At 56.3% G+C, this 26,534-nt stretch carries 28 protein-coding genes; 17 read left to right on the top strand and 11 right to left on the bottom strand.

The features are described 5' to 3' along the window. Nucleotides 1-91: 91 nt before the first annotated feature. On the top strand, nucleotides 92-928 hold the full coding sequence (locus tag RDL77_RS01145) for a DUF2189 domain-containing protein (protein ID WP_288191506.1): 837 nt from the start codon (nucleotides 92-94) through the stop codon (nucleotides 926-928). 47 nt (nucleotides 929-975) lie between these two features. Here RDL77_RS01145 and RDL77_RS01140 read toward each other — a convergent pair whose 3' ends face one another. From RDL77_RS01140 to RDL77_RS01100, 9 genes are all read right to left on the bottom strand, one after another. After that, complete coding sequence (locus RDL77_RS01140) at nucleotides 976-1,335, bottom strand: cytochrome C oxidase subunit IV family protein (RefSeq protein ID WP_223614391.1); 360 nt, start codon at nucleotides 1,333-1,335, stop codon at nucleotides 976-978. Nucleotides 1,336-1,340: 5 nt separating this feature from the next. Further along, nucleotides 1,341-2,066: a heme-copper oxidase subunit III family protein gene (locus RDL77_RS01135; protein WP_288191505.1), complete on the bottom strand. Its 726-nt coding sequence runs from the start codon at nucleotides 2,064-2,066 to the stop codon at nucleotides 1,341-1,343. Between the two features lie 12 nt (nucleotides 2,067-2,078). Next, the gene (locus RDL77_RS01130) at nucleotides 2,079-2,783 is read right to left on the bottom strand and encodes a cytochrome c oxidase subunit 3 (protein WP_288191504.1); all 705 of its coding nucleotides are present in this window, start codon (nucleotides 2,781-2,783) and stop codon (nucleotides 2,079-2,081) included. Next, nucleotides 2,780-4,558 (bottom strand): cytochrome c oxidase subunit I, encoded by a 1,779-nt coding sequence (gene ctaD / locus RDL77_RS01125; protein ID WP_223614387.1) that lies wholly within the window; start codon nucleotides 4,556-4,558, stop codon nucleotides 2,780-2,782. Before ctaD ends, RDL77_RS01130 begins: the two co-directional genes overlap by 4 nt. Before the next feature lie 50 nt (nucleotides 4,559-4,608). After that, entirely contained in the window at nucleotides 4,609-5,427 is an 819-nt protein-coding gene (locus RDL77_RS01120; protein ID WP_288191503.1) for a cytochrome c oxidase subunit II, read from the bottom strand. Nucleotides 5,428-5,606: 179 nt separating this feature from the next. Next, entirely contained in the window at nucleotides 5,607-5,993 is a 387-nt protein-coding gene (locus RDL77_RS01115; protein WP_288191502.1) for a cytochrome c family protein, read from the bottom strand. A 152-nt stretch (nucleotides 5,994-6,145) separates the two neighbouring features. Next, nucleotides 6,146-7,024: a hypothetical protein gene (locus tag RDL77_RS01110; RefSeq protein WP_288191501.1), complete on the bottom strand. Its 879-nt coding sequence runs from the start codon at nucleotides 7,022-7,024 to the stop codon at nucleotides 6,146-6,148. A 106-nt stretch (nucleotides 7,025-7,130) separates the two neighbouring features. Then, the gene (locus tag RDL77_RS01105; RefSeq protein ID WP_288191500.1) at nucleotides 7,131-7,445 is read right to left on the bottom strand and encodes a hypothetical protein; all 315 of its coding nucleotides are present in this window, start codon (nucleotides 7,443-7,445) and stop codon (nucleotides 7,131-7,133) included. Nucleotides 7,446-7,524: 79 nt separating this feature from the next. Further along, nucleotides 7,525-8,472, bottom strand: coding sequence for a LysR family transcriptional regulator (locus tag RDL77_RS01100; RefSeq protein WP_288191499.1), 948 nt, complete (start codon nucleotides 8,470-8,472; stop codon nucleotides 7,525-7,527). 122 nt (nucleotides 8,473-8,594) lie between these two features. On the opposite strand from RDL77_RS01100, the gene RDL77_RS01095 reads away from it, so the two are divergent. The 9 genes from RDL77_RS01095 to RDL77_RS01055 are packed head-to-tail and all read left to right on the top strand — an operon-like array spanning nucleotide 8,595 to nucleotide 17,761. Beyond that, complete coding sequence (locus tag RDL77_RS01095; protein ID WP_288191498.1) at nucleotides 8,595-9,644, top strand: class 1 fructose-bisphosphatase; 1,050 nt, start codon at nucleotides 8,595-8,597, stop codon at nucleotides 9,642-9,644. 17 nt (nucleotides 9,645-9,661) lie between these two features. Continuing rightward, nucleotides 9,662-10,534 (top strand): phosphoribulokinase, encoded by an 873-nt coding sequence (locus RDL77_RS01090; RefSeq protein WP_288191497.1) that lies wholly within the window; start codon nucleotides 9,662-9,664, stop codon nucleotides 10,532-10,534. Between the two features lie 10 nt (nucleotides 10,535-10,544). Further along, the gene (gene tkt, locus RDL77_RS01085) at nucleotides 10,545-12,569 is read left to right on the top strand and encodes a transketolase (RefSeq protein ID WP_288191496.1); all 2,025 of its coding nucleotides are present in this window, start codon (nucleotides 10,545-10,547) and stop codon (nucleotides 12,567-12,569) included. Between the two features lie 2 nt (nucleotides 12,570-12,571). Continuing rightward, nucleotides 12,572-13,651 (top strand): class II fructose-bisphosphate aldolase, encoded by a 1,080-nt coding sequence (gene fba, locus RDL77_RS01080; RefSeq protein WP_288191526.1) that lies wholly within the window; start codon nucleotides 12,572-12,574, stop codon nucleotides 13,649-13,651. Nucleotides 13,652-13,680: 29 nt separating this feature from the next. After that, complete coding sequence (locus tag RDL77_RS01075; RefSeq protein ID WP_288191495.1) at nucleotides 13,681-15,141, top strand: form I ribulose bisphosphate carboxylase large subunit; 1,461 nt, start codon at nucleotides 13,681-13,683, stop codon at nucleotides 15,139-15,141. A gap of 10 nt (nucleotides 15,142-15,151) precedes the next feature. Continuing rightward, on the top strand, nucleotides 15,152-15,571 hold the full coding sequence (locus RDL77_RS01070; RefSeq protein WP_223614374.1) for a ribulose bisphosphate carboxylase small subunit: 420 nt from the start codon (nucleotides 15,152-15,154) through the stop codon (nucleotides 15,569-15,571). Further along, nucleotides 15,564-16,502, top strand: coding sequence for a CbbX protein (gene cbbX / locus RDL77_RS01065; RefSeq protein ID WP_288191493.1), 939 nt, complete (start codon nucleotides 15,564-15,566; stop codon nucleotides 16,500-16,502). Before RDL77_RS01070 ends, cbbX begins: the two co-directional genes overlap by 8 nt. After that, the gene (gene rpe / locus RDL77_RS01060; RefSeq protein ID WP_288191492.1) at nucleotides 16,499-17,188 is read left to right on the top strand and encodes a ribulose-phosphate 3-epimerase; all 690 of its coding nucleotides are present in this window, start codon (nucleotides 16,499-16,501) and stop codon (nucleotides 17,186-17,188) included. Before cbbX ends, rpe begins: the two co-directional genes overlap by 4 nt. Nucleotides 17,189-17,203: 15 nt before the next feature. Beyond that, nucleotides 17,204-17,761: a thioredoxin family protein gene (locus RDL77_RS01055; protein ID WP_288191490.1), complete on the top strand. Its 558-nt coding sequence runs from the start codon at nucleotides 17,204-17,206 to the stop codon at nucleotides 17,759-17,761. Nucleotides 17,762-17,800: 39 nt separating this feature from the next. Here the strand turns inward: RDL77_RS01055 and RDL77_RS01050 are convergent, their stop codons facing one another. Beyond that, entirely contained in the window at nucleotides 17,801-18,190 is a 390-nt protein-coding gene (locus tag RDL77_RS01050) for a cytochrome c family protein (RefSeq protein WP_105734829.1), read from the bottom strand. Between the two features lie 634 nt (nucleotides 18,191-18,824). On the opposite strand from RDL77_RS01050, the gene RDL77_RS01045 reads away from it, so the two are divergent. The 5 genes from RDL77_RS01045 to RDL77_RS01025 all read left to right on the top strand — a co-directional run bounded on the left by RDL77_RS01045 (nucleotide 18,825) and on the right by RDL77_RS01025 (nucleotide 23,216). After that, nucleotides 18,825-19,778: an ABC transporter substrate-binding protein gene (locus RDL77_RS01045; protein ID WP_288191489.1), complete on the top strand. Its 954-nt coding sequence runs from the start codon at nucleotides 18,825-18,827 to the stop codon at nucleotides 19,776-19,778. Nucleotides 19,779-19,859: 81 nt separating this feature from the next. Beyond that, nucleotides 19,860-20,594, top strand: a complete 735-nt coding sequence (locus RDL77_RS01040) for an ABC transporter permease (protein WP_223614369.1) — start codon at nucleotides 19,860-19,862, stop codon at nucleotides 20,592-20,594. Next, the gene (locus RDL77_RS01035; protein WP_223614368.1) at nucleotides 20,554-21,312 is read left to right on the top strand and encodes an ABC transporter ATP-binding protein; all 759 of its coding nucleotides are present in this window, start codon (nucleotides 20,554-20,556) and stop codon (nucleotides 21,310-21,312) included. Before RDL77_RS01040 ends, RDL77_RS01035 begins: the two co-directional genes overlap by 41 nt. Next, nucleotides 21,309-22,268 (top strand): quinoprotein relay system zinc metallohydrolase 2, encoded by a 960-nt coding sequence (locus RDL77_RS01030; protein WP_288191488.1) that lies wholly within the window; start codon nucleotides 21,309-21,311, stop codon nucleotides 22,266-22,268. The genes RDL77_RS01035 and RDL77_RS01030 overlap by 4 nt, the downstream gene beginning before the upstream one ends. Then, nucleotides 22,269-23,216, top strand: a complete 948-nt coding sequence (locus RDL77_RS01025) for a quinoprotein dehydrogenase-associated SoxYZ-like carrier (RefSeq protein WP_288191487.1) — start codon at nucleotides 22,269-22,271, stop codon at nucleotides 23,214-23,216. Between the two features lie 17 nt (nucleotides 23,217-23,233). On the opposite strand, the gene RDL77_RS01020 is transcribed toward RDL77_RS01025, so the two are convergent. After that, nucleotides 23,234-23,584, bottom strand: coding sequence for a hypothetical protein (locus RDL77_RS01020; RefSeq protein WP_288191486.1), 351 nt, complete (start codon nucleotides 23,582-23,584; stop codon nucleotides 23,234-23,236). A 473-nt stretch (nucleotides 23,585-24,057) separates the two neighbouring features. Between RDL77_RS01020 and xoxF5 the strand changes: the two genes are divergently transcribed. Then, on the top strand, nucleotides 24,058-25,863 hold the full coding sequence (gene xoxF5 / locus RDL77_RS01015) for a lanthanide-dependent methanol dehydrogenase XoxF5 (RefSeq protein WP_223614586.1): 1,806 nt from the start codon (nucleotides 24,058-24,060) through the stop codon (nucleotides 25,861-25,863). Nucleotides 25,864-26,009: 146 nt separating this feature from the next. Then, on the top strand, nucleotides 26,010-26,534 hold the full coding sequence (locus tag RDL77_RS01010) for a c-type cytochrome, methanol metabolism-related (RefSeq protein WP_288191485.1): 525 nt from the start codon (nucleotides 26,010-26,012) through the stop codon (nucleotides 26,532-26,534).

Genomic DNA, 26,534 nt, shown 5'->3' with positions numbered 1-26,534 from the left:
GACAAGGGTTCAGGTTCGATCCGGTAGCCCCGCCAATGCAAGGCATATCGGTATATCGTTGCCGCCCATAACTGAATTGGGAGAACTGGTCATGGCGCAATTTCATGTGATTGCTGGTGCAAACGAGGTCCCTGTCTACCCCCATGTTCGCCGAATTGGCGTATCCGATATCGTTGCGGCTCTCCGCGAGGGGTTGGATGATTTTTGGGACAAACCATCCCATTATGTTTTTCTCTGCCTGATCTATCCGATTGTCGGTGTGGTCCTCATGCGGTGGTCCTCGGGCGCCAACACGTTGCCGCTTGTCTTTCCGCTGATGTCCGGCTTTGCGCTGATCGGTCCCCTTGCCGCTTTGGGTCTCTACGAGATCAGCCGTAGGCGCGAACTCAATCTCGATACGTCCTGGCGTCACGCATTTGAGGTCCGGCGGTCGCCGGCCATTCCGTCCATCATTGCCGTCGGCGTCATGCTGTTTGCAATTTTCATCGCCTGGCTGCTGACGGCTCAATCTCTCTACACCAGCCTTTTCGGTTCCGAAGCACCGGTCTCCATGCGCGCATTCCTCGATCAGGTTTTCAACACGCCGGAAGGCCAGCGAATGATCCTTCTTGGCAATACGATCGGCTTTGTCTTTGCCGTGGTTGTGCTGTGCACAAGCGTCGTGACGTTCCCGCTCCTGCTTGACCGGGATGTCGGCGCATTCGCCGCTGTTGTGACCTCGATAAAGGCAGTCGCTGCCAATCCGGTGACGATGGCATTGTGGGGATTGATCGTTGCGGCATTGCTGGTGGTTGGCTTTTTGACGCTCTTTGTTGGTCTGGCGATCATTATACCGGTGCTCGGCCATGCCACCTGGCACCTCTACCGTAAGGTGGTGGAACCCCAGCCCATCGTTGCAGAGGCGAAGAAACGTCCGGTCCGCCGGTAAGTTTTCTCGTAGCATCGTGAAGCGCGATGCACCCATGCAAACGTGTTCTATTGCGCAATGCCAAAGAACGTCATGCGTGTGAACAAGGTGTAATGCGCTTCCGATGTCATCAGGGCGACAAAGACAAGCACCAGTATCGGTGGAAGTATCACGGCATAGACGAGGGCCAGTCTTTCCCATGCCATATGCATGAAGATGGCGACGATCAATCCGGCTTTCAAAATCATGAAAAGCAGAATCAGGCCCCAGCGCAGGTAGTGCTGGAACCCGAGATAGTCGACCATGTAGGAGCAGACACTCAGAAAAAACAGCAATCCCCAGACGACGAGATAAAGCTTGATGGGATGCTGTTGATGGTCAGTGTGCGTCAGCACCTGTGTTTGCGAATGTGTCACCGGTTGTTCCATGATCCTCACCACAAATAGAAAAATGCGAAGATAAAAACCCAGACGAGATCCACGAAGTGCCAGTACAGGCCCATGATTTCGACGATCTCGTAATTGCCTTTGCGGCTGGTGAAAAAGCCGCGTCTTTCCGTATCAAAATCGCCCCGCCAGACCTTGCGCGCGATGATGATAAGGAAAATGACGCCGATGCTGACGTGTGTGCCGTGAAAGCCGGTGATCATGAAAAACGTTGACCCGAACTGCGCCGCGCCCCACGGATTTCCCCATGGGCGGACGCCCTCGGTGATCAGTTTGGTCCATTCGAAAGCCTGCATGCCGACGAAGATCGCACCGAACAATGCTGTGATCAGCATAAGGATGGCAGCTTTACGGCGATCACGCCGATAACCATAATTGACGGCCATAGCCATTGTCCCTGAACTGCTGATGAGGACAAAGGTCATGATGGCGATCAGGATCAGCGGGATTTCCTTGCCGCCGATATTGAGCGCGAAGACCGTGCTGGGGTTTGGCCAGGCAATAGCCGTGGACACCCGTGCCGTCATGTAGGCGACCAGAAAACACCCGAAGATGAACGTGTCGCTGAGCAGAAAGATCCACATCATGGCCTTGCCCCAGGAAACGTTTTTAAACGCGCGCTGATCGGAGGCCCAGTCAGATGCGAAGCCGCGCAGGCCGGCAGGCCGGGGAAGGGCGATCTCGGGTTTTGCTTGTGCGGAGGATTGAGACATGGGTCAAACGTCCTAGTTGAGCACTTGGCGGCAGATGGCGATGAAATCATTGGCCCAACCGGCAAACAGGGCAAACAGAACCAGCCACACCACCAGCATGAAATGCCAGTACATGGTGCACAGCTCGATGCTCAGCCGCACCTTGGGGAGCGGAGCGCCCTGCCATACCCGGGACGTCGTACGGCTGAGCACGAAGAGTCCGCCAAGAATATGCAGGCCATGCATTCCGGTAATCAGGTAGAAAAAACTGTTCGCGGGATTGTCTGCTATGACGTAGCCGGCGGTGACGAGCTCCTTCCATGCGAACAACTGTCCGATCAGAAATCCGGTGGTAGCGGCAAGAGCTGTCATGAGGGCAAGCCTCAAGGCACTGTCGTTGCTGCGTGCGGCTTCAGTCTTGGCCCGTTGCAGTGCGACGCTGCTTATCACCAGTATGCCCGTGTTGAGCCAAAGTATCCGCGGAAGCGGAATGGCCCACCAATCCTGCAGTCCCATCCGCATGAAGTAAGCGCTGATGAACAGAGTGAACAAGGCACCGACAACAGCCAGGAATACGCCCAGACCGATTTTCTCGGTGGCGATGGCAGACCTGGTCCACGCGGGAATATCACTGGTTGCATTGACTTCAAGCCAAGGTTTGGACGTCAGGCGCTGCTGCGCCATCCACCACGTGATGATGACGGCGAGCCCGGCCAGGAAAACCAGAATGGTGCTCACGATGCGGGCTCCCTGGAAATTCGGTCGCCATTGGGCTGGTTCTGCGGAATGAAATCCTGGGCTGCGCCTGGAACGCTGTAATCATAGGCCCAGCGGTAGACCACGGGCAGTTCCTTCCCCCAATTGCCATGGGCCGGCGGTGTCTGCGGCGTCTGCCATTCGAGCGTCGTTGCCCGCCAGGGATTGCCGCCAGCCTCCTTGCCCCTTCGCACGCTCCAGGCCAGATTGAACAGGAAGAGGATTTGCGCTGCCCCGACGATCAGCGCCATGATGGTGATGAATTCATTCAGGGCTTGCACGGATGGCGGAATGAATGCTGTATCGCCCAATTCGGAATAGCGGCGTGGCACGCCCAGCAGTCCGAGATAATGCATGGGAAAGAAGATGGCGTAGGCCCCAAGGAAGGTGACAAAAAAGTGCACTCTGCCCAGTGTTTCGTCGAGCATTCGCCCGGTGACTTTGGGATACCAATGATAGATCGCCCCGAAGACCACCATAATGGGAGCAACGCCCATGACCATGTGAAAATGCGCAACGACAAACAGCGTCTTGGCCAGTGGAACATCGACGACGACATTGCCGAGAAATAGTCCTGTCAGCCCGCCATTGACGAATGTGACCATGAACCCGAGAGCGAACAGCATTGGCAAGGTCAGATGGATATCACCCCGCCATAAAGTAAGCACCCAGTTATAGACCTTGATAGCGGTGGGCACGGCAATAATCAGCGTGGTCGTGGCAAAGAAGAACCCGAATTTGGGGTTCATCCCGCTGACATACATGTGGTGTGCCCAAACCACGAAGCTGAGCGCACCGATCCCCACGATCGCCCACACCATCATACGGTAGCCGAATATATTCTTGCGCGCATGGGTGCTGATGAGATCCGACACGATGCCGAAGGCCGGCAGAGCGACGATGTAGACTTCCGGGTGACCGAAAAACCAGAACAGGTGCTGGAAGAGGATGGGGCTGCCGCCGCCATTTTTCAGATGCTCACCCATTTCGACGATGGCCGGCATGAAGAAGCTGGTTCCAAGAACCCGGTCGAACAACATCATGACCGAGGCAACGAAGAGGGCCGGAAACGCCAGCAAGGCCATCACGGTTGCGGTGAATATGCCCCAGATTGTCAGAGGCATGCGCATCAGGGTCATGCCTCTTGCGCGCCCCTGCAAGACTGTGACCACATAATTCAGCCCGCCCATCGTGAAGCCAATGATGAAGAGGATGAGCGAAGTCAGCATCAGGATGATGCCCCAGTCCTTTCCCCCGGGGGTGCCGGAAAGAATGGATTGGGGCGGATAAAGCGTCCACCCCGCGCCCGTCGGCCCGCCGGGCACAAAGAAGCCAGCTACAAGCACGAGCACAGCGAGCAGGTAAAGCCAATAGCTCAACATGTTTGCATAGGGGAACACCATATCCCGGGCACCCAGCATCAGCGGGATGAGGTAATTGCCGAAGCCGCCGAGAAACAATGCGGTCAGGAGATAGATCACCATGATCATGCCGTGCATCGTGATGAACTGGTAGTAGTGTTCCGCATCGATGAAGGAAAGTGCGCCGGGAAAGGCGAGCTGTATCCGCATGAGCCATGACAAGACCAAGGCCACGAAGCCGATCGATATGGCGGTCACGGAGTACTGGATGGCGATGACCTTGGCGTCCTGACTGAAGACATAGGTCGTCCACCAGCTCCTCGGGTGGTAAAGTTCGACATCGGCGACTTCCGCTAACGGAACCGTGTCATCGATACCAGCTGGAATATTGACCATTCCCTATACTCCCGACCTCTAATGCCCCTTCTCCCGGAGGGCGACCATTCTCATTTTGCCGTCTGCACGTCTCCTGCCGATGCCATCATCTGGGAAAAAGTCTGCTGCTGTTGCAGCCACGTCTGATAGTTTTCTTCGGTGTCAACGACGACCGTCCCGCGCATCTGCGGGTGACCAACGCCGCAGAGTTCTGCGCAAAGAACCTCAAAAGTTCCCGTTCGTGTCGGGATAAACCAGTAATAGCTGACCGATCCCGGGATCATATCCATCTTGGCCCGGAACTCGGGGACGTAAAAATCGTGCACCACATCAAGGGAGCGCAGCAACATCTTGACGGGTTTACCGACGGGCAAATGCAATTCACCGCCTTGTATGATGATGTCATCAAGGCTCGCGGGGTCCCTTTTATTGATCCCCAAAGGGTTATCCGAACTGACATCGCTGGTCTCGGAAGTTCCCAGCCGCCCATCTTTTCCCGGAAGTCGAAAGCTCCACAACCACTGCTGCCCAACCACTTCAACTTCCGTGGCATCGTTCGGGACCGTAATGAATTGGTTCCAGACAAACAGGCCCGGCGCCAGCATTGCAGCGACACCAACGGCAGTCACGGTAGCCAGCCAGAACTCCAGTATCCTGTTTTCCGGCTCGTATGCGGCGCGTTTGCCGGGACTGTGCCGGAAACGGTAGACGCAAAACGCGATGAACAGAACCACGGCGACGAAAACGACCCCGGTGATCCAGAACGTTATGATAATGGTGTTGTCGATATAGTCCCAGTTCGACGCTATAGGCGTCCACCACCATGGGCTCAGCAGGTGAAACAATACCGAGCCGACGGCTATGACGATCAGAATTACCACGACTGCCATTTTCCGCCCTCCCGGCCTTTACTGGGTGTGGACATGGGTCGCATCTTGGGAAAGACAAATCCATTATCTCATGAACGGATAAGACAGGCAATCAGGCCAGAAAAGACGCGCGCATGGGCTGTGTTTCCTCAAGTGTTCACCAGATATTCATACCCGTTCATTCTCAACGGGAGGAAGAATTACTTGGAAAACTGTTTCAGATAGGCAATCAGATTGGTGATGTCGCCATCGTCCTTCAATCCGGGGAAGGCCATTTTCGTGCCTTTTACCTTGGCCTTGGGGTCATGCAGATAGTCTCGTAGCGAGGTCTCATTCCACACAAGACCAGCTTTGCCTGCATCCGTCATCGACGGTGAATAACCGAAGCCTGCATGTGTTCCGGCTGTTCTGCCGAACAGACCATTCAACGAAGGCCCCACTTTGTTCGTATCTGTTTCCGCCACATGGCAGATGCCGCATTTTTTGAAAACGGCTGCGCCCGCCGTGGCATCTCCCTCCTGGGAGTGCGCTCCGCCTGCGGAAAGGACAGCGATTGAAAAGCCGATAAGAAGGACACAATATTTCATGAAACCCCCTCCTGGCAGAAATTGTCATCCTGCACACGTCATAAGTCAATCAGTCCGGCAAAGAATTTCCCGTTAAAGATGTAGGCTCACGTCCCGTCAACCGGGCGAAGGTAATCACGTCGTGCTGATGGCGGCTCTCAAATATCGCTTTGCTAAAGCTTGCTGACTTGAATATGCACAACCCCGAATGGATTGAATTTGTACTCGTCTTCCTCGTAGCGGGTGTCGCTGGATAGAGCGGCACGACGATCCGTTACGGCGGTTTCAACGCCGTCCCGGGTCATTTCGTCGGCGATATCGTCGATCAGAGCCGCAATCTTGAGCTGCTCGGCGTTGTTTGACGGCCGTTGATCTGCCGGACGAACGGCGGTTACCAGGACATCAGGCAACCCAACCAAGTGAAACCCGACACTGGCCATGCCATCGACGTCGTCACCGATGGGCCGGCGCGCAAAGGCCAGACGGCAGGTTGTTGCGAGTGCCATGACATCACCGGAGGCCGATGCGTTGCGGGCCTGTTCAGCCAGTTCCTTCCATCGCCGCACGCCATGGGCGACCCCTGCGCTTTCACCCTTCACGGCAATGGCCCCGTGATCAAGCATGTATTGCACAAGCTGCAAGGCTTTTGCGGATGTCGTTACGGTTGTTTCCGCCGTCATCGACGGGCCGAGCACGTAGAGGACAGACCCGTGCCCGGCGACGGCTTTTTCGTCAGTGTCCTGATAGGCCTCGGGATCGACGCGATCCCAGCAGACGTTGAACGATCGCTCCATCCGGTCATCAGGTTCATTCCGGGAGCCATCTTCATCGGCGATAAAACCATCTGCCAGTTTCTCTATGGCGGCGCGGGCATTTTCGACCAGGGCTGGAAGGCCGTGCTCGCCGCCAAGAAAACAAAGCACATGGCGCGGCGTGTAGCTGGAACGCGATGCAGCGTATGCCGGAAGCTTGCTGGACGCCGTGCTGAGAGAAGGCTTGCCCATCATGAGGCCGCCCAAAAACGCAAGCACACCGCGACGCATTGAATTCATTCCAGTGTCCCTACGGTTGTCAATCAATGAGCGTGAGCGTTTTAGCAGCGCCACGTCCGAAGCGCGAGCCATAACGCGAACGGTCCGTCCGTTTGCAACCTGATTTTTAACCCCAGTCAATGAACACGATGAGAACGACGGATATAGCGATCAAAAGACAGAAGGCAGTTGTGACAATTCGAATAAGTCCATGGTGCCGGCGAAGCGGAAGATAGGCGAGCCAGCCTGCCGCAATGAGCAGCGCGCATACAAACAACATCCCGATCATAAAGCCACCAACATCAATCCTGCTCACCGCAGGGTTGGAGAGTGCTGCAAGATATACAACCGATAACCCAATGGTCATCAAGATCGCGAACATGAGGCTGGAGGCAAAATAGGTGATCCGCGACGCCAGGCTCAACGGCTTTTGTTCAATCATGGTACCCCCGGACATCCCGCACTCATTAAAGGTCATATGGGCCCGCAACGCCATTCCTGCTTGTCCAAGTTCGTCGACTTTACGAAATGTGCGCGCCGGCCATGGGATAGAGCCGATCGATGGAGGGCAGACATTGCGCGCCTTTGCGGTTGAGAAAATCCTGGAAGGCCCGCATTGCCGGCGACAATGTCCGGTCAGTCCGCATGACCGAAAACCACTGACGGCGGATGGGCATACCAGTGACATCCAGCATCACGAGCTTGCCGACTTCCAGTTCGAGCGCGATCGTGTGAGCTGAAATGAAGGCTACACCAAGCCCCGCCATGACAGCCTGTTTGATTGTTTCGTTCGAGGACATTTCGGTGCCGAGATCATCGATACGCCCCGGCAGTTCACTCAGGAAAATCTCCAGCGAAATGCGGGTGCCGGACCCAGGCTCGCGGATCAGAAAATGCTCCTGCGCGATACGCTCTTTCGTTATGTCCCGGCATTTGGCCAGGGGGTGATCCGGTGCGGCGATCATCACCAGCGGATGATCGCCAAAAACCGCCGAACGCAGCGGGATATCCTTTGGCGGCCGGCCCATCAGAGCAAGGTCCACTGCATGGCTTTTCAAACTGTCGATGATTTCCGCGCGGTTCCCTATTGCCAATTTGACGACGATGTCGGGATGTTCCTTTGCGAAAATCGCCATGAGTTGCGGCGCAAAGTACTTGGCTGTCGACACGACCCCCAAGGACAGGGTGCCCACCCTTAAACCTTTGATCGCATCGATTTCGTCGTGAAGAACCCGTAGCCGTTCCTCGATCATCTGCGCGGCATCGAGGAATGCAAGGCCGGCGGCGGTGGGGCGAAGTCCCTCATTGGTGCGATCGAACAGGATAATATTCGCATCTTCCTCCACCAGCTTGAGCTGAATGGTCACGGCAGGGGGCGTCAGTCCCAACGCATTGGCAGCAGCGACGATTGTCCCATGCCGCTTGATTGCCTGTATCGCCCGTAACTGCTTGAGATTCAGATTGCGCATTGCGTGAGGTTAATAAATTTTATCTAAGACGTAAATATATTAAATTTTACTTAGGTATCCATCAATGGTCCCTTAGCACCGAAGTCTGACGCGAAACGATGATCAGGCACGGGAGGACGACCATGACCACGGCGACATTAGACGCCTTTCTTGGATCCTATGCGGAACATGACGATCCCTTGCGTGCATCGGTATCCGCGCTTCTGCGCCAACTGGCTTTGACGGCGGTCAAGATTCGCAGCGTCATCAATCAGGGAGCCCTTGGAAAGGCCTTTTCCGGGGGAACTGGCAACAGGAATGCCGACGGCGATCCGCAGAAGGCGCTCGACGTATTTGCTGACGACATGTTTCTCGAAGCGGCACGGCAGGCTCCTGTTGCCCTCTACGGCTCGGAGGAACTGACGCATCCGGCAGTGCTGGATCCGCGTGCGCCACTGGCACTTGCAATCGATCCGCTCGACGGCTCGTCCAATATCGACACCAATGTTTCGATCGGAACTATCTTCTCCGTCCTCCCTGTGGCCGGTGATCCGAGCAGCGAGCCTGGCGCATCGTTCTTTCAAAAGGGCGACCGCCAGCTCGCTGCCGGCTTTTTCATTTACGGCCCGCAGCTCGCTCTTGTCGTGACACTTGGCAGCGGTACACACGTTTTTGTCTTTTCAAGCCGGCTTGGAACCTTCGTGCAGGCGTATGAAAGCATCGTCATAGCAAGCCAGTCACATGAGTTTGCCATCAACACAGCCAATTATCGGCATTGGGACGAGGCAGTACAGCTCTATGTCGATGATTGCCTGAAGGGTAGCGAGGGGCCGCGCGAGCGTGATTTCAACATGCGATGGATCGCGTCGCTCGTCGCCGAGACGTACCGCATTCTTATGCGCAGTGGCGTGTTTCTCTATCCCGGTGATAAGCGCAAAGGCTACGGCGAGGGCCGGATACGGCTGATCTACGAGGCGAATCCCATTGCTTTTCTCATCGAGCAAGCGGGCGGAGGTGCAACGGATACGGCGAACCGTATCCTCGATCTGGTACCCCACACCATGCATCAACGGGTTCCGTTCGTTTTTGGTTCAGCACGGGAAGTGGCCCGGATCGGCCGCTACCATGCCGAACCCAGCAATATTGGCGAGCGTGCGCCGCTCTTCAGCAACCGTGGCCTGTTCAGGGCTTGAGGGGAGGGAGATCAATCATGTCAGCAAAGCATCCGATCATCTCCATCACCGGTTCGTCTGGTGCCGGCACCACGTCGGTCAAGCGCATCTTCGAACAGATTTTTCGCCGCGAGCACATCGAAGCCGCCTTCATCGAAGGCGATGCCTTTCACAAATATGACCGCAACACCATGAAGGTGAAGGTCGCGGAAGAAGAAAAGAAGGGTAATCCCAACTTTACGCATTTCCACGTCGATGCCAATGAACTCGCCAAGCTCGACGCGGTGTTTGAAGAATATGGTCGCAAGGGAACTGGCCAGACGCGGACCTACATCCATGATGATGTCGAAGCCGAGCAGTACAAGATGCCAGCCGGCACATTTACCGAATGGCGTGATTTTTCGCCCAGCACCCTTCTCTTCTATGAGGGACTGCACGGCTGCGCCGTCACGGAAGGCATCAATCTTGCTCGCCATGCGGATCTCAAGATCGGCGTGGTGCCCGTCATCAATCTCGAGTGGATACAGAAAATCCATCGCGACCGCTCGACCCGCGGATACTCCACCGAAGCGGTGATGGATGTCATCCTGCGCCGTATGCCGGACTATGTCCGCTACATCACGCCGCAGTTTACGCTGACGGATATCAACTTCCAGCGCGTACCCATTGTCGACACGTCCAATCCGTTCATCGCCAGGTGGATACCGACGCCCGACGAGTCAATGCTGGTGATCCGGTTTGCCCGGCCGCGCGGGATTGATTTTCCGTACCTGCTTTCGATGATTCACGACTCGTTCATGTCGCGCGCCAATTCGATCGTCGTGCCTGGCAACAAACTCGACCTGGCCATGCAACTCATCCTGACGCCGCTGATCATGCAGTTGATCGAGCGCAAAAACCGAGCCTCGTGAGGAGAAGATGATGAACACGCAAGCTCTGCTTCAAGACAAGCCGGATACCGAAATCCTTTCGGAACGGGACATGGCGAATGCGATCCGCGCTCTGGTCATGGATAGCGTCCAGAAGGCGAATTCCGGGCATCCCGGCATGCCGATGGGGATGGCGGATGTCGCGACCGTGCTGTTCAGGCGTTTCATCAAACTTGATCCGCTGCACCCGCAATGGCCCGACCGTGACCGGTTTGTCCTGTCGGCGGGACATGGTTCCATGCTGCAATATGCCCTGCATTATCTCGTCGGCTACCCCGACATGCCCATCGAGGAACTGCAGCGCTTTCGCCAGGTCGGTGCAAAAACCGCGGGTCATCCGGAATACGGTCATGCACAGGGCATCGAGATGACCACCGGGCCGCTTGGGCAGGGTATCGCGACCGCGGTCGGCATGGCGCTGGCCGAGCGCATGCAGGCCGCGCGATTTGGGGCGGATATCGTTGATCATCATACCTATGTCATGGCCGGAGATGGCTGTCTGCAGGAAGGTATCAGCCAGGAGGCGATCGACCTTGCGGGTCATTTGAGCCTGTCGAAGCTTATCGTGTTCTGGGACAACAATGCCATCTCCATCGACGGGCCGACGTCGCTCTCGACGTCGACGGATCAGCTGGCGCGTTTCAAGGCCGCTGGCTTCGACGTTCAGGACATCGACGGGCATGACTTCGATGAAATTGCCGGGGCGATTTCCCATGCCAAGGCCTCCGGACGGCCTTCGCTGATCTCGTGCCGCACCATCATCGGAAAAGGGGCGCCCAACCTGCAAGGCACCGAAAAGACCCATGGCGCTCCACTGGGCGCTGCGGAAATTGCCGCAGCGCGTCTGGCATTGGACTGGCCGTATGAGCCATTCACCGTTCCGGAGGATATCCTTGAAGTATGGCGCGATGTTGCACGCCGGGGTGCCGATGAACGGCGCGAGTGGTCAGTACGGGTATCAAAATCGCCGCTTGGGGACGATTTCAAGCTGGCGGTGCAGAAGCAGGTGCCGGCAACGGTGTTTGAAGAACTTGCCGCGTTTCGCCGCGACCATATCGAGAAGGCCACCAAGGTCGCGACGCGCAAGGCTTCGGAAATGGTGCTCGGCATCGTCAACACCGCTACCGATCTCACGATCGGCGGATCCGCCGATCTTACGCACTCGAACCTCACCGTAACGCCCGGCATGCGCAGTGTTGCATCCGGTGATTTTTCCGGCCGGTACATTCACTATGGGATCCGCGAGCACGGCATGGCCGCCGCGATGAACGGTCTCGCGCTGCATGGTGGTTTCATCCCGTATGGCGGTACGTTCCTGGCTTTCGCCGATTATGCGCGGGGCGCCATACGCCTTTCCGCCTTGATGGGCCAGCAGGTCGTCTATGTCATGACCCATGACTCGATTGGCCTTGGTGAGGATGGTCCGACGCATCAGCCGGTTGAACACCTTGCCATGTTGCGTGCCACACCGGGTATCAATGTATTCCGGCCGGCGGATATTATCGAGACGGCGGAATGCTGGGAACTGGCGTTGAAATACAGTGACCGTCCGAGCGTCATCGTATTGTCCCGCCAGAACCTCGCGATGCTGCGTCCCGGTTATACCGAGGAAAATCGGTCCGCTCGTGGCGCTTACGTGCTGCGTGAAACAGCCGAGCCGCGCGCGGTCACTCTGCTGGCCACGGGCTCGGAGGTCGAGATCGCCTGTACCGCTGCCGATATGCTGCGGGCGCAACACAAGATCGCAGCGGCTGTTGTTTCCATGCCCTCCTGGGAACTGTTTGAGGCGCAGACCCCGGCCTATCGCCGGTCGGTTCTTGCTGCAGCACCGCGCATCGGTATCGAGGCGGCGGCACGTCTCGGCTGGGACCGCTGGATCGGTGACAAGGGTGCATTCATCGGCATGCACGGCTTTGGCGCCAGCGCGCCGGCACCGGACCTCTATCGTCATTTCGGGATTACGCCCGAAAAGATTGTTGCCACTGCACGCAAGCTCATCAGCGAGAAGGAGTATTGATGATGGCCCGTATTACGCTGCGACAACTGCTCGATCATGCGGCTGAGCATGGCTACGGCGTTCCTGCCTTCAACATCAACAATATGGAGCAGGGGCTTGCCGTGATGGAAGCCGCGGCAGCCTGCGAGGCGCCGGTTATTCTGCAAGCATCCCGTGGTGCGCGCTCTTACGCCAAGGACATCATGCTGGCGCGGATGATCGACGCGCTGGTGGAATTGTACCCAGCCATTCCTGTCTGCCTGCATCAGGATCACGGCAATGATGAAGCCACCTGCATGACGGCGATCCGGCATGGATTCACGTCGGTGATGATGGACGGTTCGCTCGAAGCGGATGCGGCGACACCCGCATCCTACGAATACAATGTCGGTATCACCAAGCGGGTCACATCCATTGCGCACTGGCTTGGCGTCTCGGTGGAAGGTGAACTCGGCGTGCTGGGATCGCTTGAGAGTGGCGAGGCTGAGGCCGAGGACGGGCACGGCGCGAGCGGCGTGCTGAGCCATGATCAACTGCTGACTGATCCGGACCAGGCAGTCGATTTTGTGCTTCGTACGAAAGTGGATGCACTCGCAATAGCCTGTGGCACATCGCATGGCGCCTACAAATTCACCCGTGCGCCCGATGGTGACATTCTGGCGATGGGCGTGATCGAGGAGATCCACCGCAAACTGCCGAACACGCATTTGGTCATGCATGGGTCTTCATCCGTCCCACAACCCTTGCAGGACATCATCAACCGGTTTGGCGGCGAGATGCCGCAAACCTATGGCGTGCCAGTGGAGGAAATCGAGCGGGGCATTCGCCATGGCGTGCGCAAGGTGAACATCGATACGGATTGCCGGATGGCGATGAGCGGACAGTTCCGCAAGATAGCCGCCGAAAATCCGGCTGAGTTTGACCCGCGCAAGTTCCTGAAACCCGCCATGGATGCGATGCGCGATCTCTGCCGGGACCGCTTCGAGCGGTTCGGGACGGCAGGCCATGCTCTGAAAATCAAGGTCATCGGTCTCGATGACATGGCCAAACGCTATGCGGCTGGCAAGCTCGATCCACAAATCGCCGCAGCACAGGCTGCTTGAGTCCCGAATGAAACGGAAAGGACCTTATCATGTCAAACAAGTCGGAAACGGTCACAGGGAAGGACCGCTACAGGTCCGGTGTCATGGAATACAAGAAGATGGGCTATTGGGAGCCCGATTATGAGCCGAAAGACACCGATATCATCGCGCTCTTCCGCATTACGCCGCAGGATGGCGTTGACCCGATCGAGGCGGCTGCCGCCGTTGCCGGTGAATCGTCAACCGCAACCTGGACGGTTGTGTGGACAGATCGGCTGACAGCAACCGAAAAATATCGGGCCAAGGCCTATCGCGTTGATCCCGTTCCCAATGGCGATGGTCAATATTTCGCTTACATCGCCTATGATCTGGATCTGTTCGAGCCGGGCTCCATCTCCAATCTGACGGCGTCGATCATCGGCAATGTCTTCGGATTCAAGCCGCTCAAGGCTTTGCGGCTGGAGGACATGCGCCTGCCGGTCGCCTATGTCAAAACCTTCCAGGGGCCGCCGACAGGCATTGTCGTTGAACGCGAACGCCTCGACAAATTCGGCAGGCCGCTGCTTGGCGCGACCGTGAAGCCGAAGCTTGGACTGTCCGGGCGCAATTACGGGCGTGTTGTGTATGAAGCGCTGAAAGGCGGTCTGGATTTCACCAAGGATGACGAGAACATCAACTCGCAACCCTTCATGCATTGGCGCGAACGGTTCCTTTACTGCATGGAGGCCGTCAACAAGGCCCAGGCTGCCACCGGCGAAATCAAGGGCAGTTACCTCAACGTCACGGCGGCGACGATGGAGGACATGTACGAACGTGCTGATTTTGCCAAAGAACTGGGCTCCAACATCGTCATGATCGATCTGGTGATCGGCTATACGGCAATCCAATCAATGGCCAAATGGGCGCGTCGCAATGACATGATCCTGCATCTGCATCGCGCCGGCCATTCCACCTATACACGGCAGAAGTCACACGGTGTCTCGTTCCGCGTGATCGCCAAGTGGATGCGTCTCGCCGGTGTGGATCATATTCATGCCGGAACGGTGGTCGGTAAACTTGAAGGTGATCCGGCAACCACGCGTGGCTACTACGATATTTGCCGCGAGGATTTCAACCCGATGCGGCTCGAAAACGGTGTGTTCTTCGATCAGCACTGGGCTTCTCTCAACAAGATGATGCCGGTTGCGTCTGGCGGTATCCATGCCGGTCAAATGCATCAGCTACTGGATCTTCTCGGCGAGGATGTCGTTCTGCAATTCGGCGGCGGTACTATCGGTCACCCCCTTGGCATCGCGGCCGGAGCCACTGCCAACCGTGTCGCACTCGAATGCATGGTGCTCGCACGCAATGAAGGCCGGGATATCCTGCGCGAGGGACCGGACATCCTGCGGATGGCGGCCCGCAACTGTCAGCCTTTGCAGCAGGCGCTCGAAGTCTGGAAGGATGTTTCCTTCAACTACACTTCAACCGACTCGCCGGACTTCGTTCCGACGGCAACAGCAGCCGAATAGGAGAAACGACATGCGTATTACCCAAGGAGCATTCTCGTTCCTGCCCGACCTGACGGACGAGCAGATTGCCAGGCAAGCACAGTATTGCATCGACAAAGGCTGGGCTGTCAGTCTCGAATTCACCGACGATCCGCACCCGCGCAATACCTATTGGGAGATGTGGGGGCATCCGATGTTCGACAATCCGGATGCCGCCGCATTGATCATGGAACTGAAGGAATGCCGCAAGGTCTATGGCGATGGCTATATTCGCTTCGTTGCATTCGACAACTCGCATGGCTGGGAGTCGGTGAAGTTGTCCTTCCTCGTCAATCGTCCGCAGGAAGAGCCTGGCTTCCATCTCGCGCGTCAGGAAGGCGAAGGCCGTGTCGTCCGTTATACGACGAGATCCTACGCAACGGACAAGCCGGCAGGGCAACGTTATGGCTGACATCGGGATCGAGGAGCTCGCGCGTGCCAGCGAGGACATTCCAGCCGCGATTGATCTGCGTGCCGAATATGTTGAATCCGGCGTGAAAGATGTGCTCGACGAACTCGACCGCGATTTGATCGGCCTTAAGCCGGTAAAACTGCGGATCAAGGAGACTGCTGCCCTGCTGCTGGTGGAACGGGCGCGTCGGCGGATGGGTCTTGCCCACGAGACGCCGACGCTGCACATGAGTTTCAGTGGTAATCCGGGCACCGGCAAGACCACGGTGGCGCTGCGTATGGCCGATCTCCTGCACCGGCTTGGCTATATCCGCAAAGGTCATCTCGTTTCGGTGACGCGCGATGATCTGGTGGGGCAGTATATCGGCCATACCGCGCCGAAGACCAAGGAGATATTGAAGAAAGCGTTGGGCGGCGTGCTGTTCATCGACGAAGCCTATTATCTGCACCGGCAGGAGAACGAGCGCGATTATGGTCAGGAAGCCATTGAGATTCTGCTTCAGGTGATGGAAAATCAGCGCGAAGATCTTGTGGTTATACTGGCCGGCTATACGGATCGCATGGACAAGTTCTTCGAGAGCAATCCAGGTTTTCGCTCGCGTATCGCTCATCATATCGATTTTCCGGATTACAGCTCCGACGAATTGCTTCGCATTGCGGAAACGATGTTGTCGAAACAGAATTATAGCTTCGACGCGGAAGGCCGTGCGATCATGGCTGACTATATTGAGCGCCGCCGGCAACAGCCGCATTTTGCCAATGCCCGTTCCATCCGCAACGCACTCGATCGGGCCCGTCTGCGGCAGGCCAACCGCCTGTTCGAGACATCCAAGGGGCCGCTGGATGCTGACGCCTTGTCGACAATCACTGCAGCCGATATCGGCAGTAGCCGTGTCTTTTCAATGCCGCCTGTGGAGGGGCAAACGTCATGAACCGCAAGACGCTCATCGCGCCGTCCGTTCTGTCCGCGGATTTTTCCAGGCTGGGTGAAGAGGTGGAGGATATCATCGAGGCCGGAGCGGACTGGGTGCACCTTGATGTGATGGATGGGCATTTCGTTCCCAACATCACCTTCGGTCCTCAAGTCATAAAATCGATCCGCGGCCGGACCACAGCGGTGTTCGATTGCCATCTCATGATCGCACCGGCAGACGCCTATCTCGCGGCCTTTGCCGATGCCGGGTGCGACTTCATCACCGTTCATGCGGAAGCGGGGCCGCATCTGGACCGCTCGCTGCAGACCATTCGCAATCTCGGCAGGAAAGCAGGCGTGTCACTCAATCCGTCTACGCCGGAAACGGCAATAGAATATGTGCTGGACCGCCTCGACCTCGTATTGTTGATGACGGTCAATCCAGGGTTCGGTGGACAGGCATTCATCCCGTCGGTTGTCGAAAAGACACGGCGTTTGAAAGCACTGATCGGCGATCGTCCGATTCATATAGAAATCGATGGCGGTGTCACGCCGGAGACGGCGCCACTGGTGGCCGCTGCCGGCGCTGATGTTCTTGTTGCCGGATCGGCGATTTTCAAGGGAGGCAGCAAGGCTGCTTACGCCGCCAATATTGCTGCCATCCGCCGTGCTGCCGATGGCGCCAGGCGCCAGAAGGCTGCCTGAGAGAAGGGAACAACGATGGCGGCAGTCCCACCCCTTTGTGATTTCGGCTGGCAAGCTGTCGATGCAAGCTTGATCGGGACCGACGGCCAACGGCACTCCCTCCTGGCTCAAGCCGGACGGCAAGGACTTGTCATCGCGTTCATTTGCAACCACTGTCCCTATGTAAAGGCCGTCATCGGGCGTATCGTGCGTGACGCGCATGATCTCGCAGCGCTAGATATTGGCTTTGTTGCCATCAATGCCAACGATGCAGCAGCTTACCCCGCCGATTCCTATGAAAACATGCAGCGGTTCTCCCGAGAGAATGCGTTTCCCTTTCCCTATTTGCACGATGCAGACCAAGCGGTTGCACATGCCTATGGTGCAGTCTGCACGCCGGATTTCTTCGGGTTCAATGCAAGGGGTGAATTGCAATACCGCGGGCGGCTGGACGGCTCGCGCAAACAGGAAGCTATCGCGGACCTGCGCCGGGATTTGTTCGAGGCAATGCGCCAGATTGCGCGATCGGGCGCTGGACCACGCGAACAGATTGCCTCGGTGGGCTGCTCCATCAAATGGCGCGATTCGCCCTGACAGAGTGATGCCGCCGGCGATCCGACCGGCGGCAATCTGTTACTTCGAGTATTGTTTGAGATAGGCCTCGAGGTTGGTAATTTCCGTCTCATCCTTCAGGCCGGGAAAGGCCATCTTGGTGCCTGGAACCTTGGCCTTTGGATCATGCAAATAGTCGCGCAAGCTGGCAATGTCCCACACAAGACCGCCCGCACCGGCTGCCTTCATCGCAGGAGAATAGCCGAATCCCGGATGTGTACCGGCTGTTCTCCCAAACAGTCCGAACAGAGACGGCCCGACCTTGTTCTTGTCGGTGTCTGCCACGTGGCAGGCCATACATTTCTTGAAAACCGTTGCGCCTGCTGTTGCATCACCCGCATCTTGAGCGCGGGCACCGGCAACTGACAGAACGACAACTGACATACCAATCAGTAGTACAGGGTATCGCATGGCATTTCCTCATTTTCGCCAAGGGTGCCCTAGACGAAGACTGGCACCAATTTCCATGCATTGGCACCACCATTTTAGCCTGATCTTTTGTTGAAGAACGACTGATCATAGCGTTCCAAAACGTTACCCGCGACATTGCATAAGTCAATCGCCGGGCTGCGGAAATAACGCCGCAGCATCACGATTGCGTTTTCCGCTGAACGCATGATTGACGGCAGCGGGCGGGAACCGTAATTTGGATGCAACGATATTTCTCATCGGGCACCTTGAGAAATCCGTCGAATGGCTTCTGATCCAGTCAATCCACCTTGTGTATTCGAGGTATTGGGGGGAAGGGGTAGCGGATTGAAGGTGCTGAATGGACGTTATCGATCTTATCCTGACAGTCTGTCTCATATCCAACCCGTCAAGTTGCCGGGAGGAACGTCTGCATTTTGAGAACAAGGGTAACCTCCTCAATTGCATGTTCCTTGCTCCGGCCGAAATTGCAAAGTGGGCTGGAGAACATCCGAAACTGCGTGTTGCGCGCTGGAAGTGCGCCTATCCAACCAACGAGTTGACTTTATGACCGGATAATCCGGCAGCGATCTGTCTGGGAGGTGTTGTGACTGGCAAATATCAATATCGATTTTTCATGGCGTTGCTTTTCACATTGTCGATTGTGTGCAGCGGCACGGCGAGTGGTCTGGCATCGGAAACGATTCGCGTCGGTGTTCTCAAATTCGGCACGGTGAATTGGGAACTCGACACGATCAAGCACAACAAGCTTGATGAGAAATATGGTGTGCATGTCGATGTCCGGTTCTTCGCCGGTGAGGAGGCGACCAATGTGGCGATGTTGGCCGGGGATGTTGATATAATCGTCAGCGATTGGCTTTGGGTATCGCGTCAACGCGCCTCGGGCGAAGACCTGGCTTTCGTGCCCTATTCCAGTTCTGTCGGCGCACTCATGGTGCGCGATGGCTCGCCGATCAAAAGTCTCACGGATCTCAAAGGCAAGAAAATCGGCATTGCCGGCGGGCCTCTCGACAAGAGCTGGCTGCTCATTCAGGGGCTTGCCAAACGCCAGTCGCTCGATCTGGCGGCGCAAAACGACATTGTCTTTGGCGCACCGCCGTTGCTCGCTGAGAAAGCGGAACAGAATGAGCTCGATGCCGTTCTGAACTTCTGGAATTTATGTGCGCGGCTGGAGGCGAACGGCTTTCGCAGGGTGATCAGTACGAGCGAAGCCGCCAAGGCGCTCGGCGCCACCGGCACCGCATCGGCTCTTGGCTATATATTCCACGACAAATGGGCAAACGCCCATCCCGCGGCCATTGCGGGATTCATCAAGGCCAGCCGAGACGCCAAGGCGCTTCTTGGCAGCTCCGATGCGGAGTGGCAGCGACTCGCGCCGGTGGTGAAGGCAGAAGGGCGCGAACTCGATGTCTTGCGGGATCGTTATCGCGAAGGCATTCCTTCCCGATCCGTCGACGCCGAACAGGCCGACGCAGAAAAGCTCTATGCGCTTCTCGCGGAACTCGGTGGCTCGCGGCTGGTCGGTCCGGCGGTCACGCTGGCTCCCGGCACGTTCTGGAGGGCCCAATAGATGCCTGTGGTCTCCACCGAACGGCGAGGAGCACGTGAGGTAGCGCCGTTGCCGCGGTCACGGCGCTGGACCTCATCCGTCATGGTTTTGCTGTCCTTTGCGGCACTCTTGATCCTCTGGCATATCGGGGCCACATTTTGGCCAAGCCGATCGTTTCCGGCACCGCTGCTCGTCCTGCAAAAGTTCACAAGCGAGACCGCGAGCGGCGATTTACCCTATCATTTGGCAATCACGCTATGGCGCGTGGCGGCCTCGTTCCTCCTTGCCATGATCATCGGATCCGTGATCGGCGTTTTCTTGGGCACCCATCGGCGAGCCGACCAGTTCTTCAATCCCTGGCTCATTCTCTTCCTGAACATCCCGGCGCTCGTCATCATCGTCCTGGCTTATATCTGGTTTGGCCTGAACGAGGCCGCAGCGATTGGTGCGGTTGCCCTGAACAAAATCCCCAATGTGGTCGTGACAATGCGCGAAGGGACCCGGGCGCTCGATGGGCGTTATGCGGAGATGGCGCGGGTGTACCAGTTCGGCGCACTCGACCGTTTGCGACATATCCTGTTACCGCAGCTGCAACCCTACATCGCTGCAACGTCGCGTTCCGGCGTTTCGCTGATCTGGAAGATTGTGCTTGTTGTCGAACTCATGGGCCGGTCGAACGGTATCGGCTTCCAGATCAACCTGTTTTTTCAACTCTTCGATGTTGCTGCAATTCTCGCCTACACTCTGGCGTTCGTTGCCGTGATGCTTTTCATCGAACTTGTATTGGTACAGCCCCTTGAACACACATCAACGCGTTGGCGTCGCCGCCCGGCTTAAGGTCGATATCCAGGAAAAATCGTTTCGTTCATCCAATGGCGAAGTGATCGATGTCCTGCGCGATCTGCACTTCGAAGTCGAGCAGAACGAATTTGCCTGCATCCTTGGTCCTTCCGGATGCGGCAAGACGACAACACTGCGCATATTGCTCGGGCTCGAAGGGAGCTATGGCGGCTCCGTTCAGTTGCCGGGGCTGGCCGAACCACGCGTCGGGGCAGTGTTTCAAGAACCGATATTGTTGCCGTGGTGTTCAGTGGAGCAAAACGTGCGCCTTGCATTGCCGAAACGGGCAAGGGGCGCGAATCTCGATGCGCTGTTCCGTATCTTGGGTCTGGCCGCAATGCGGACGTTCTATCCCGGTGAGTTGTCTCTCGGCCTTGCGCGGCGCGTGGCAATCGCGCGGGCATTGGCAATCGAACCAGACATTCTGCTGCTGGATGAACCCTTTGTTTCACTGGATGAAGCAACGGCAGATCAGCTGCGTCACCTGCTTCTGTCGGTCTGGTCCGAACGTCCGACGACGGCGCTCATGGTGACCCACAATGTGCAGGAGGCAATCATGCTATCGGACCGGATCATCGTTTTCTCGGATCGTCCTGCCCATGTCGTCGGAACCTTCGACATCAGGGTGCCGCGACACAGCCGCAATGCACAGGTCAGGGCGGATCTCTTGCGTTCGTTCCACGCAAAATTTTCGGATAGAGGTGTCGGTCCATGAGCGGCACGACCCGGCGCGGTGTCCTCAAGACGGGCCTGGTCTTTGCCTGTTGCGGCATGTCGCATGTGCGTCTGGCGCTGGCGAAATCACGGCCAGGTGATCCATTGCCGGTGAAACAGGTTGCCGACGGGGTGTTTGCCTTTGCCGGCATCCCTGCAATGATGAACAATCAGAATGATGGCGAGATCTGCAATGTCGGTTTCATCATCGGTGACGAGGCGGTCGCTGTTATCGACAGTGGCGGCAGCGTGGTTGAAGGCAAGGCTTTGATCGGGGCCATACGCGTCAGAACCGACAGGCCGATCCGCTATCTGATCAACACCCATATGCATCCGGATCACCTCTTCGGCAACGCAGCGTTCGAGTCTACCAGCGCAATCATCGTCGGTCACCGCAATTTGCCGCGCGCTTTGGAAAGCCGCGGGGCTTATTATCTGCAGAGTTACAGGGACGCGATGGGCGATGATCTGATGGCGGACATCAGGATCGTTCCGCCAACCAAGCTCATAACCGATGAGGACGAGCTCGATCTTGGCAATCGCAAACTCACCTTGAAGGCATGGAAACCAGCGCATACCGACAATGATCTTTCCGTTTTTGACCACAAAACCGATACTTTTTTTACCGGCGATCTCTGCTTTATCGGCCATCTGCCAACGATGGATGGATCGCTGCTTGGATGGATCGCGCAACTGGACATCCTGAACGGGATCAAGGCGAAATCTGCTGTCCCCGGGCATGGACCCATACCATCACCATGGCCGCAGGCACTGGAAGCGGAGCGCCGTTACTTCGATGTGCTTGCGAGCGATATGCGCAAAGCCATTGCCGATGGCGTGCCGATGTCGGATGCCGTCAAGTCAGCGGCGCAACGCGAACGTGCAAACTGGAAGCTCTTTGACGAATACAATCAGCGCAATGCCACCGCGGCTTTCGCTGAACTCGAGTGGGAATGATTGGGCGGTGTTGGCATTTGCCAGACCGCTCGGATGGGTGGTATAGGTAGTAACAGCCGGGCACCGCCAAATTATCCTTGGTGGAGGCAGAACACGATGTTTACAATAGTACAGCCGCGTAACCGGATGGTTGCCACTGCGCTTTTTGTGTTGGTTTGTGCGGTTATTTCATTTCCCGTATGGGCTCAAAATGCGGCGCCTCCCGAAAGCACGACCTGGAACGGTATGAAGGGCGATGTCTTTGGACAGAAGCCCATCGAACCGGCAAACGGCATTGTGAGCATCGATGCGCCGAAGCGCGCCGAAGATGCTGCGATTGTGCCGGTTGACCTGCATTTCAAAACCGATGCCGGGACTGGCCGCATCAAGACTGTGACCTTGATCGTGGATGAAAATCCATCGCCGGTTGCTGCTGTGTTCAAGTTCGGTCCCGACGCCGGAGTGACCCATCTGGCAACGCGATTGCGTGTGAATGCCTATTCCTATGTGAGAGCCATCGCGGAAACCGAGGACGGCAAACTTCATATGATGGAGACCTTCGTCAAGGCATCGGGAGGGTGCTCGGCGCCGGCCATGAAGAACACCGACGAAGCTCTCGCCAATCTGGGCAAAATGAAACTGCGCGTGTTTTCGTCGAAAGCATCCGGTATGGAGCCAATGACCCGTGCGACGGAAATGCAGCTCATGATCCGCCATCCCAACAATTCCGGGCTGCAGATGGACCAGGTAACCCGGTACTACATCCCCGCGCACTTCATTCAGGGATTGACGGTGTCACAGGGTAATCGGCTGATCATGTCGATGGAAGGCGGAATTTCGATTTCGGAAGATCCGAACTTCCGCTTCGAATTTGATGCAAAGCCGGGAGAGGACATCAAGGTTGAAGCGGCCGACACCGAAGGCAAGCAATTCAAGGATGAATGGCCGCTTGAATCATCAAGTTTGTGATGAAGTGAACTGAGGATTCAGAAGCAGCGTATGTCCGCTTCGGCCTGCGCGCGTTTCAGTTCAGTGATGGAAGCTTTCGCCGGAGCGCTTTCGCGAAAGAGTGCGCCGTTTTCGCCGGGAACCATTCCCATTGATTTGTATGTTTCAGCGGCAACATAGTGATCGTAGGAGATGACAGAGGCAATGACATCGATCGAACAGGAACAGCGTTGCAGCGAATCCCGGTTCTCTCCGTTAGCCTTCATGCAGCCGTAAACGTACTCGGCGAGGGCTGGCGTGGGATAATCCGCGGCTGATTTTGCCGGCGAAGCATATGCAATTGCTGCGGTTGCTAACAGGCATAATTGCAGGGCTTTTGATACTGACATCGGGCCGTTGCCTTCGCGCTGGTGAGGTGCTGCATTTTTCAAATGGATAGAAAATAATAATATTGATTGGCAAGAATTGTCCAGTATTAAAGTATCAAATCATGATGATCATATAGATTGTAGAATAAAATAGGAAAATGCGATATATGTTGCGGTGCAAGATATATATATTGCAGCGCAGAAAATATAAATTGATAAACATGCTTGCCTAATGCAAATCTTTCTCCTATCGTCACCTTGTTTCCGGCTTCAAGGACGTTACCGTCAAGGGAGTGGTGACAGTCTTCGTAGGCCAAGCGGGGTGGGCAGTAACGGTGCCCTCTGCGCGCCTGGCTTAGGTCGTGACACGCTGCCGGAAATACTTCCCCATTTGCGTGAGCTAATGGAGCGGACCGCTGTGATAAACGGCTCCGCCCGATGGTTCATAAATGTGAACTTAGGGAGGACTCATAATGCGTGTACACAAGAATTTAATGCGAGCGTTGGCCACCTTTACTCTGTCGTTTTCATTGGCGGGAGGAGCTTTAGCCAATGACGATCTGCAGGCCCTGATTTCCAATTCGAAGGACTGGGCGATCCAGACCGGCGATTATGCCAACACCCGATATTCAAAACTCAATAAGATCAACAAGGACAACGTCAAGAACCTTCAGGTCGCCTGGACGTTTTCGACAGGCGTGCTGCGTGGTCACGAAGGTGGCCCGCTCATCATAGGGGATGTCATGTATGTCCATGCGCCCTATCCGAATACAGTCTATGCGCTTGACCTGAACAATGACGGCAAGATCCTGTGGAAATATGAACCCAAACAGGACCCCAATGTTATTCCAATCATGTGCTGCGATACCGTTAATCGCGGCGTAGCTTATGGCGATGGCAAGATTTTCCTGTACCAGGCCGATACAACCCTCGTGGCTCTCGATGCAAAAACCGGCAAGCCCGAATGGTCTGTGAAGAATGGTGAAGCTGCCGATGGCAGTAAAGGCGAATCCGGTACATCTGCTCCGATGGTCGTCAAGGACAAAGTCATCGTCGGTATTTCCGGTGGTGAGTTCGGCGTTCGCGGTGCTTTGACTGCCTATAATATCAAAGATGGCAAGCAGGCTTGGCGGGCGTGGTCAATTGGTCCGGACAAGGACACATTGATCGATCCGGAAAAGACGACCCAACTCGGTAAGCCGGTTGGCGCAGATTCCAGCACCAAGACGTGGGAAGGCGATCAGTGGAAGATCGGTGGTGGAACAACGTGGGGTTGGTATTCTTATGATCCCAAATTGAACCTCATCTATTATGGCACGGGTAACCCATCCACATGGAATCCCAGCCAGCGTCCCGGCGACAACAAGTGGTCCATGACAATCATGGCCCGTGATGCCGACACCGGTATGGCGAAATGGCTGTACCAGATGACCCCGCATGACGAGTGGGATTATGACGGCGTCAATGAGATGATCCTTGCAGATGATATCAAAATAGACGGCAAGGATCGCAATGTGCTGGTGCATTTTGATCGCAACGGCTTTGCCTACACTCTGGACCGTGCAACCGGCGAACTTCTGGTAGCCAAGAAATACGATCCGGCTGTGAACTGGGCAACAGAAGTCGTGATGGACAAGAACAGCAAGGACTATGGACGTCCTGTCGTCGTCGACAAATATTCGACGGCAAAACAGGGTGAAGACGTCAACACGACGGGTATTTGCCCTGCTGCACTTGGTACCAAGGATCAGCAGCCTGCCAGCTATTCACCAAAGACGAAACTCTTCTATGTCCCGACAAACCATGTCTGCATGGATTACGAGCCCTACAAGGTCAGCTATACCGCCGGTCAACCTTACATCGGCGCAACGCTTTCCATGTATCCCGCTCCGAACAGCCATGGCGGCATGGGCAACTTCATTGCCTGGGATGCGGCAAAGGGTGAAATCGTCTGGTCCAAACCCGAGCAGTTCTCGGTCTGGTCCGGTGCGCTGGCAACCGATGGCGATGTGGTGTTCTACGGTACGCTTGAAGGTTATCTGAAGGCAGTCGATAAGAACGGCAAGGAACTGTACAAGTTCAAGACTCCTTCCGGCATTATCGGCAACGTCACCACCTACGAACACAAGGGCAAACAATATGTTGCCGTTCTGTCCGGTGTTGGTGGCTGGGCAGGCATTGGTCTTGCTGCCGGTCTGACAAAAGGTACGGATGGTCTGGGCGCAGTCGGCGGTTATGCCGGTCTCTCCGACTATACGGCTTTGGGCGGTCAGCTGACCGTTTTCGCCGTCCCCGAATAAACCGGGGCGAGCAGACACTTGAACAGGGCGCCCGGTTTCAATCAGGCCGGGCCCCTCGTGTCACCTGACCGATACCTGATGATCAATCATAACCGTTGAGCTGGCGCCAACAGGTGTTGCCCGACGCGCGAATGCGAGGTTACCGAATGCCGATTCGAACAATCCTTCTGGCCGTCACTGCCACTCTTGCTCTCCTGATAGGGCAAGGCAGCAGCCGTGCCGATGACAAGGCCGCAGCTGCGGTTGTTTCCGACGACAATGGCAAATACGCCGACAAGGACGGAAATCCGACATTCAAGATACAACCGGATGGAACTGTTGATTGGCATACATACAGTGGTTACCGGCGGTTCAATTCGGAATGCAATGTCTGTCATGGAGCAGACGGTGCGGGGTCGTCCTTTGCGCCGGTTCTCGCCGATTCGCTCAAGACAATGTCCTACGCCGATTTCCTGTCGACGGTGGCGGGAGGCCGTAAGAATCTGTCGAATGGCAACGACAAGGTGATGCCGGCCTTCGGCGACAACAAGAACGTTTATTGCTACATGGACGATCTCTACGTCTATCTGCGCGCCCGTGCAGTCGGGGACCTTCCGCGAGGGCGTCCTGCAAAGCATGAAGACAAGTCAGCGACCGCCAAACAGGCGGAAGATTCATGCATGGGTGGATGA

This window comes from uncultured Phyllobacterium sp. (assembly GCF_902479695.1).
Classification (GTDB): domain Bacteria; phylum Pseudomonadota; class Alphaproteobacteria; order Rhizobiales; family Rhizobiaceae; genus Phyllobacterium; species Phyllobacterium calauticae.
The sequence above is the reverse complement of the archived record's forward strand: the minus strand, read 5'-3'. Positions and strand labels throughout refer to the sequence as shown.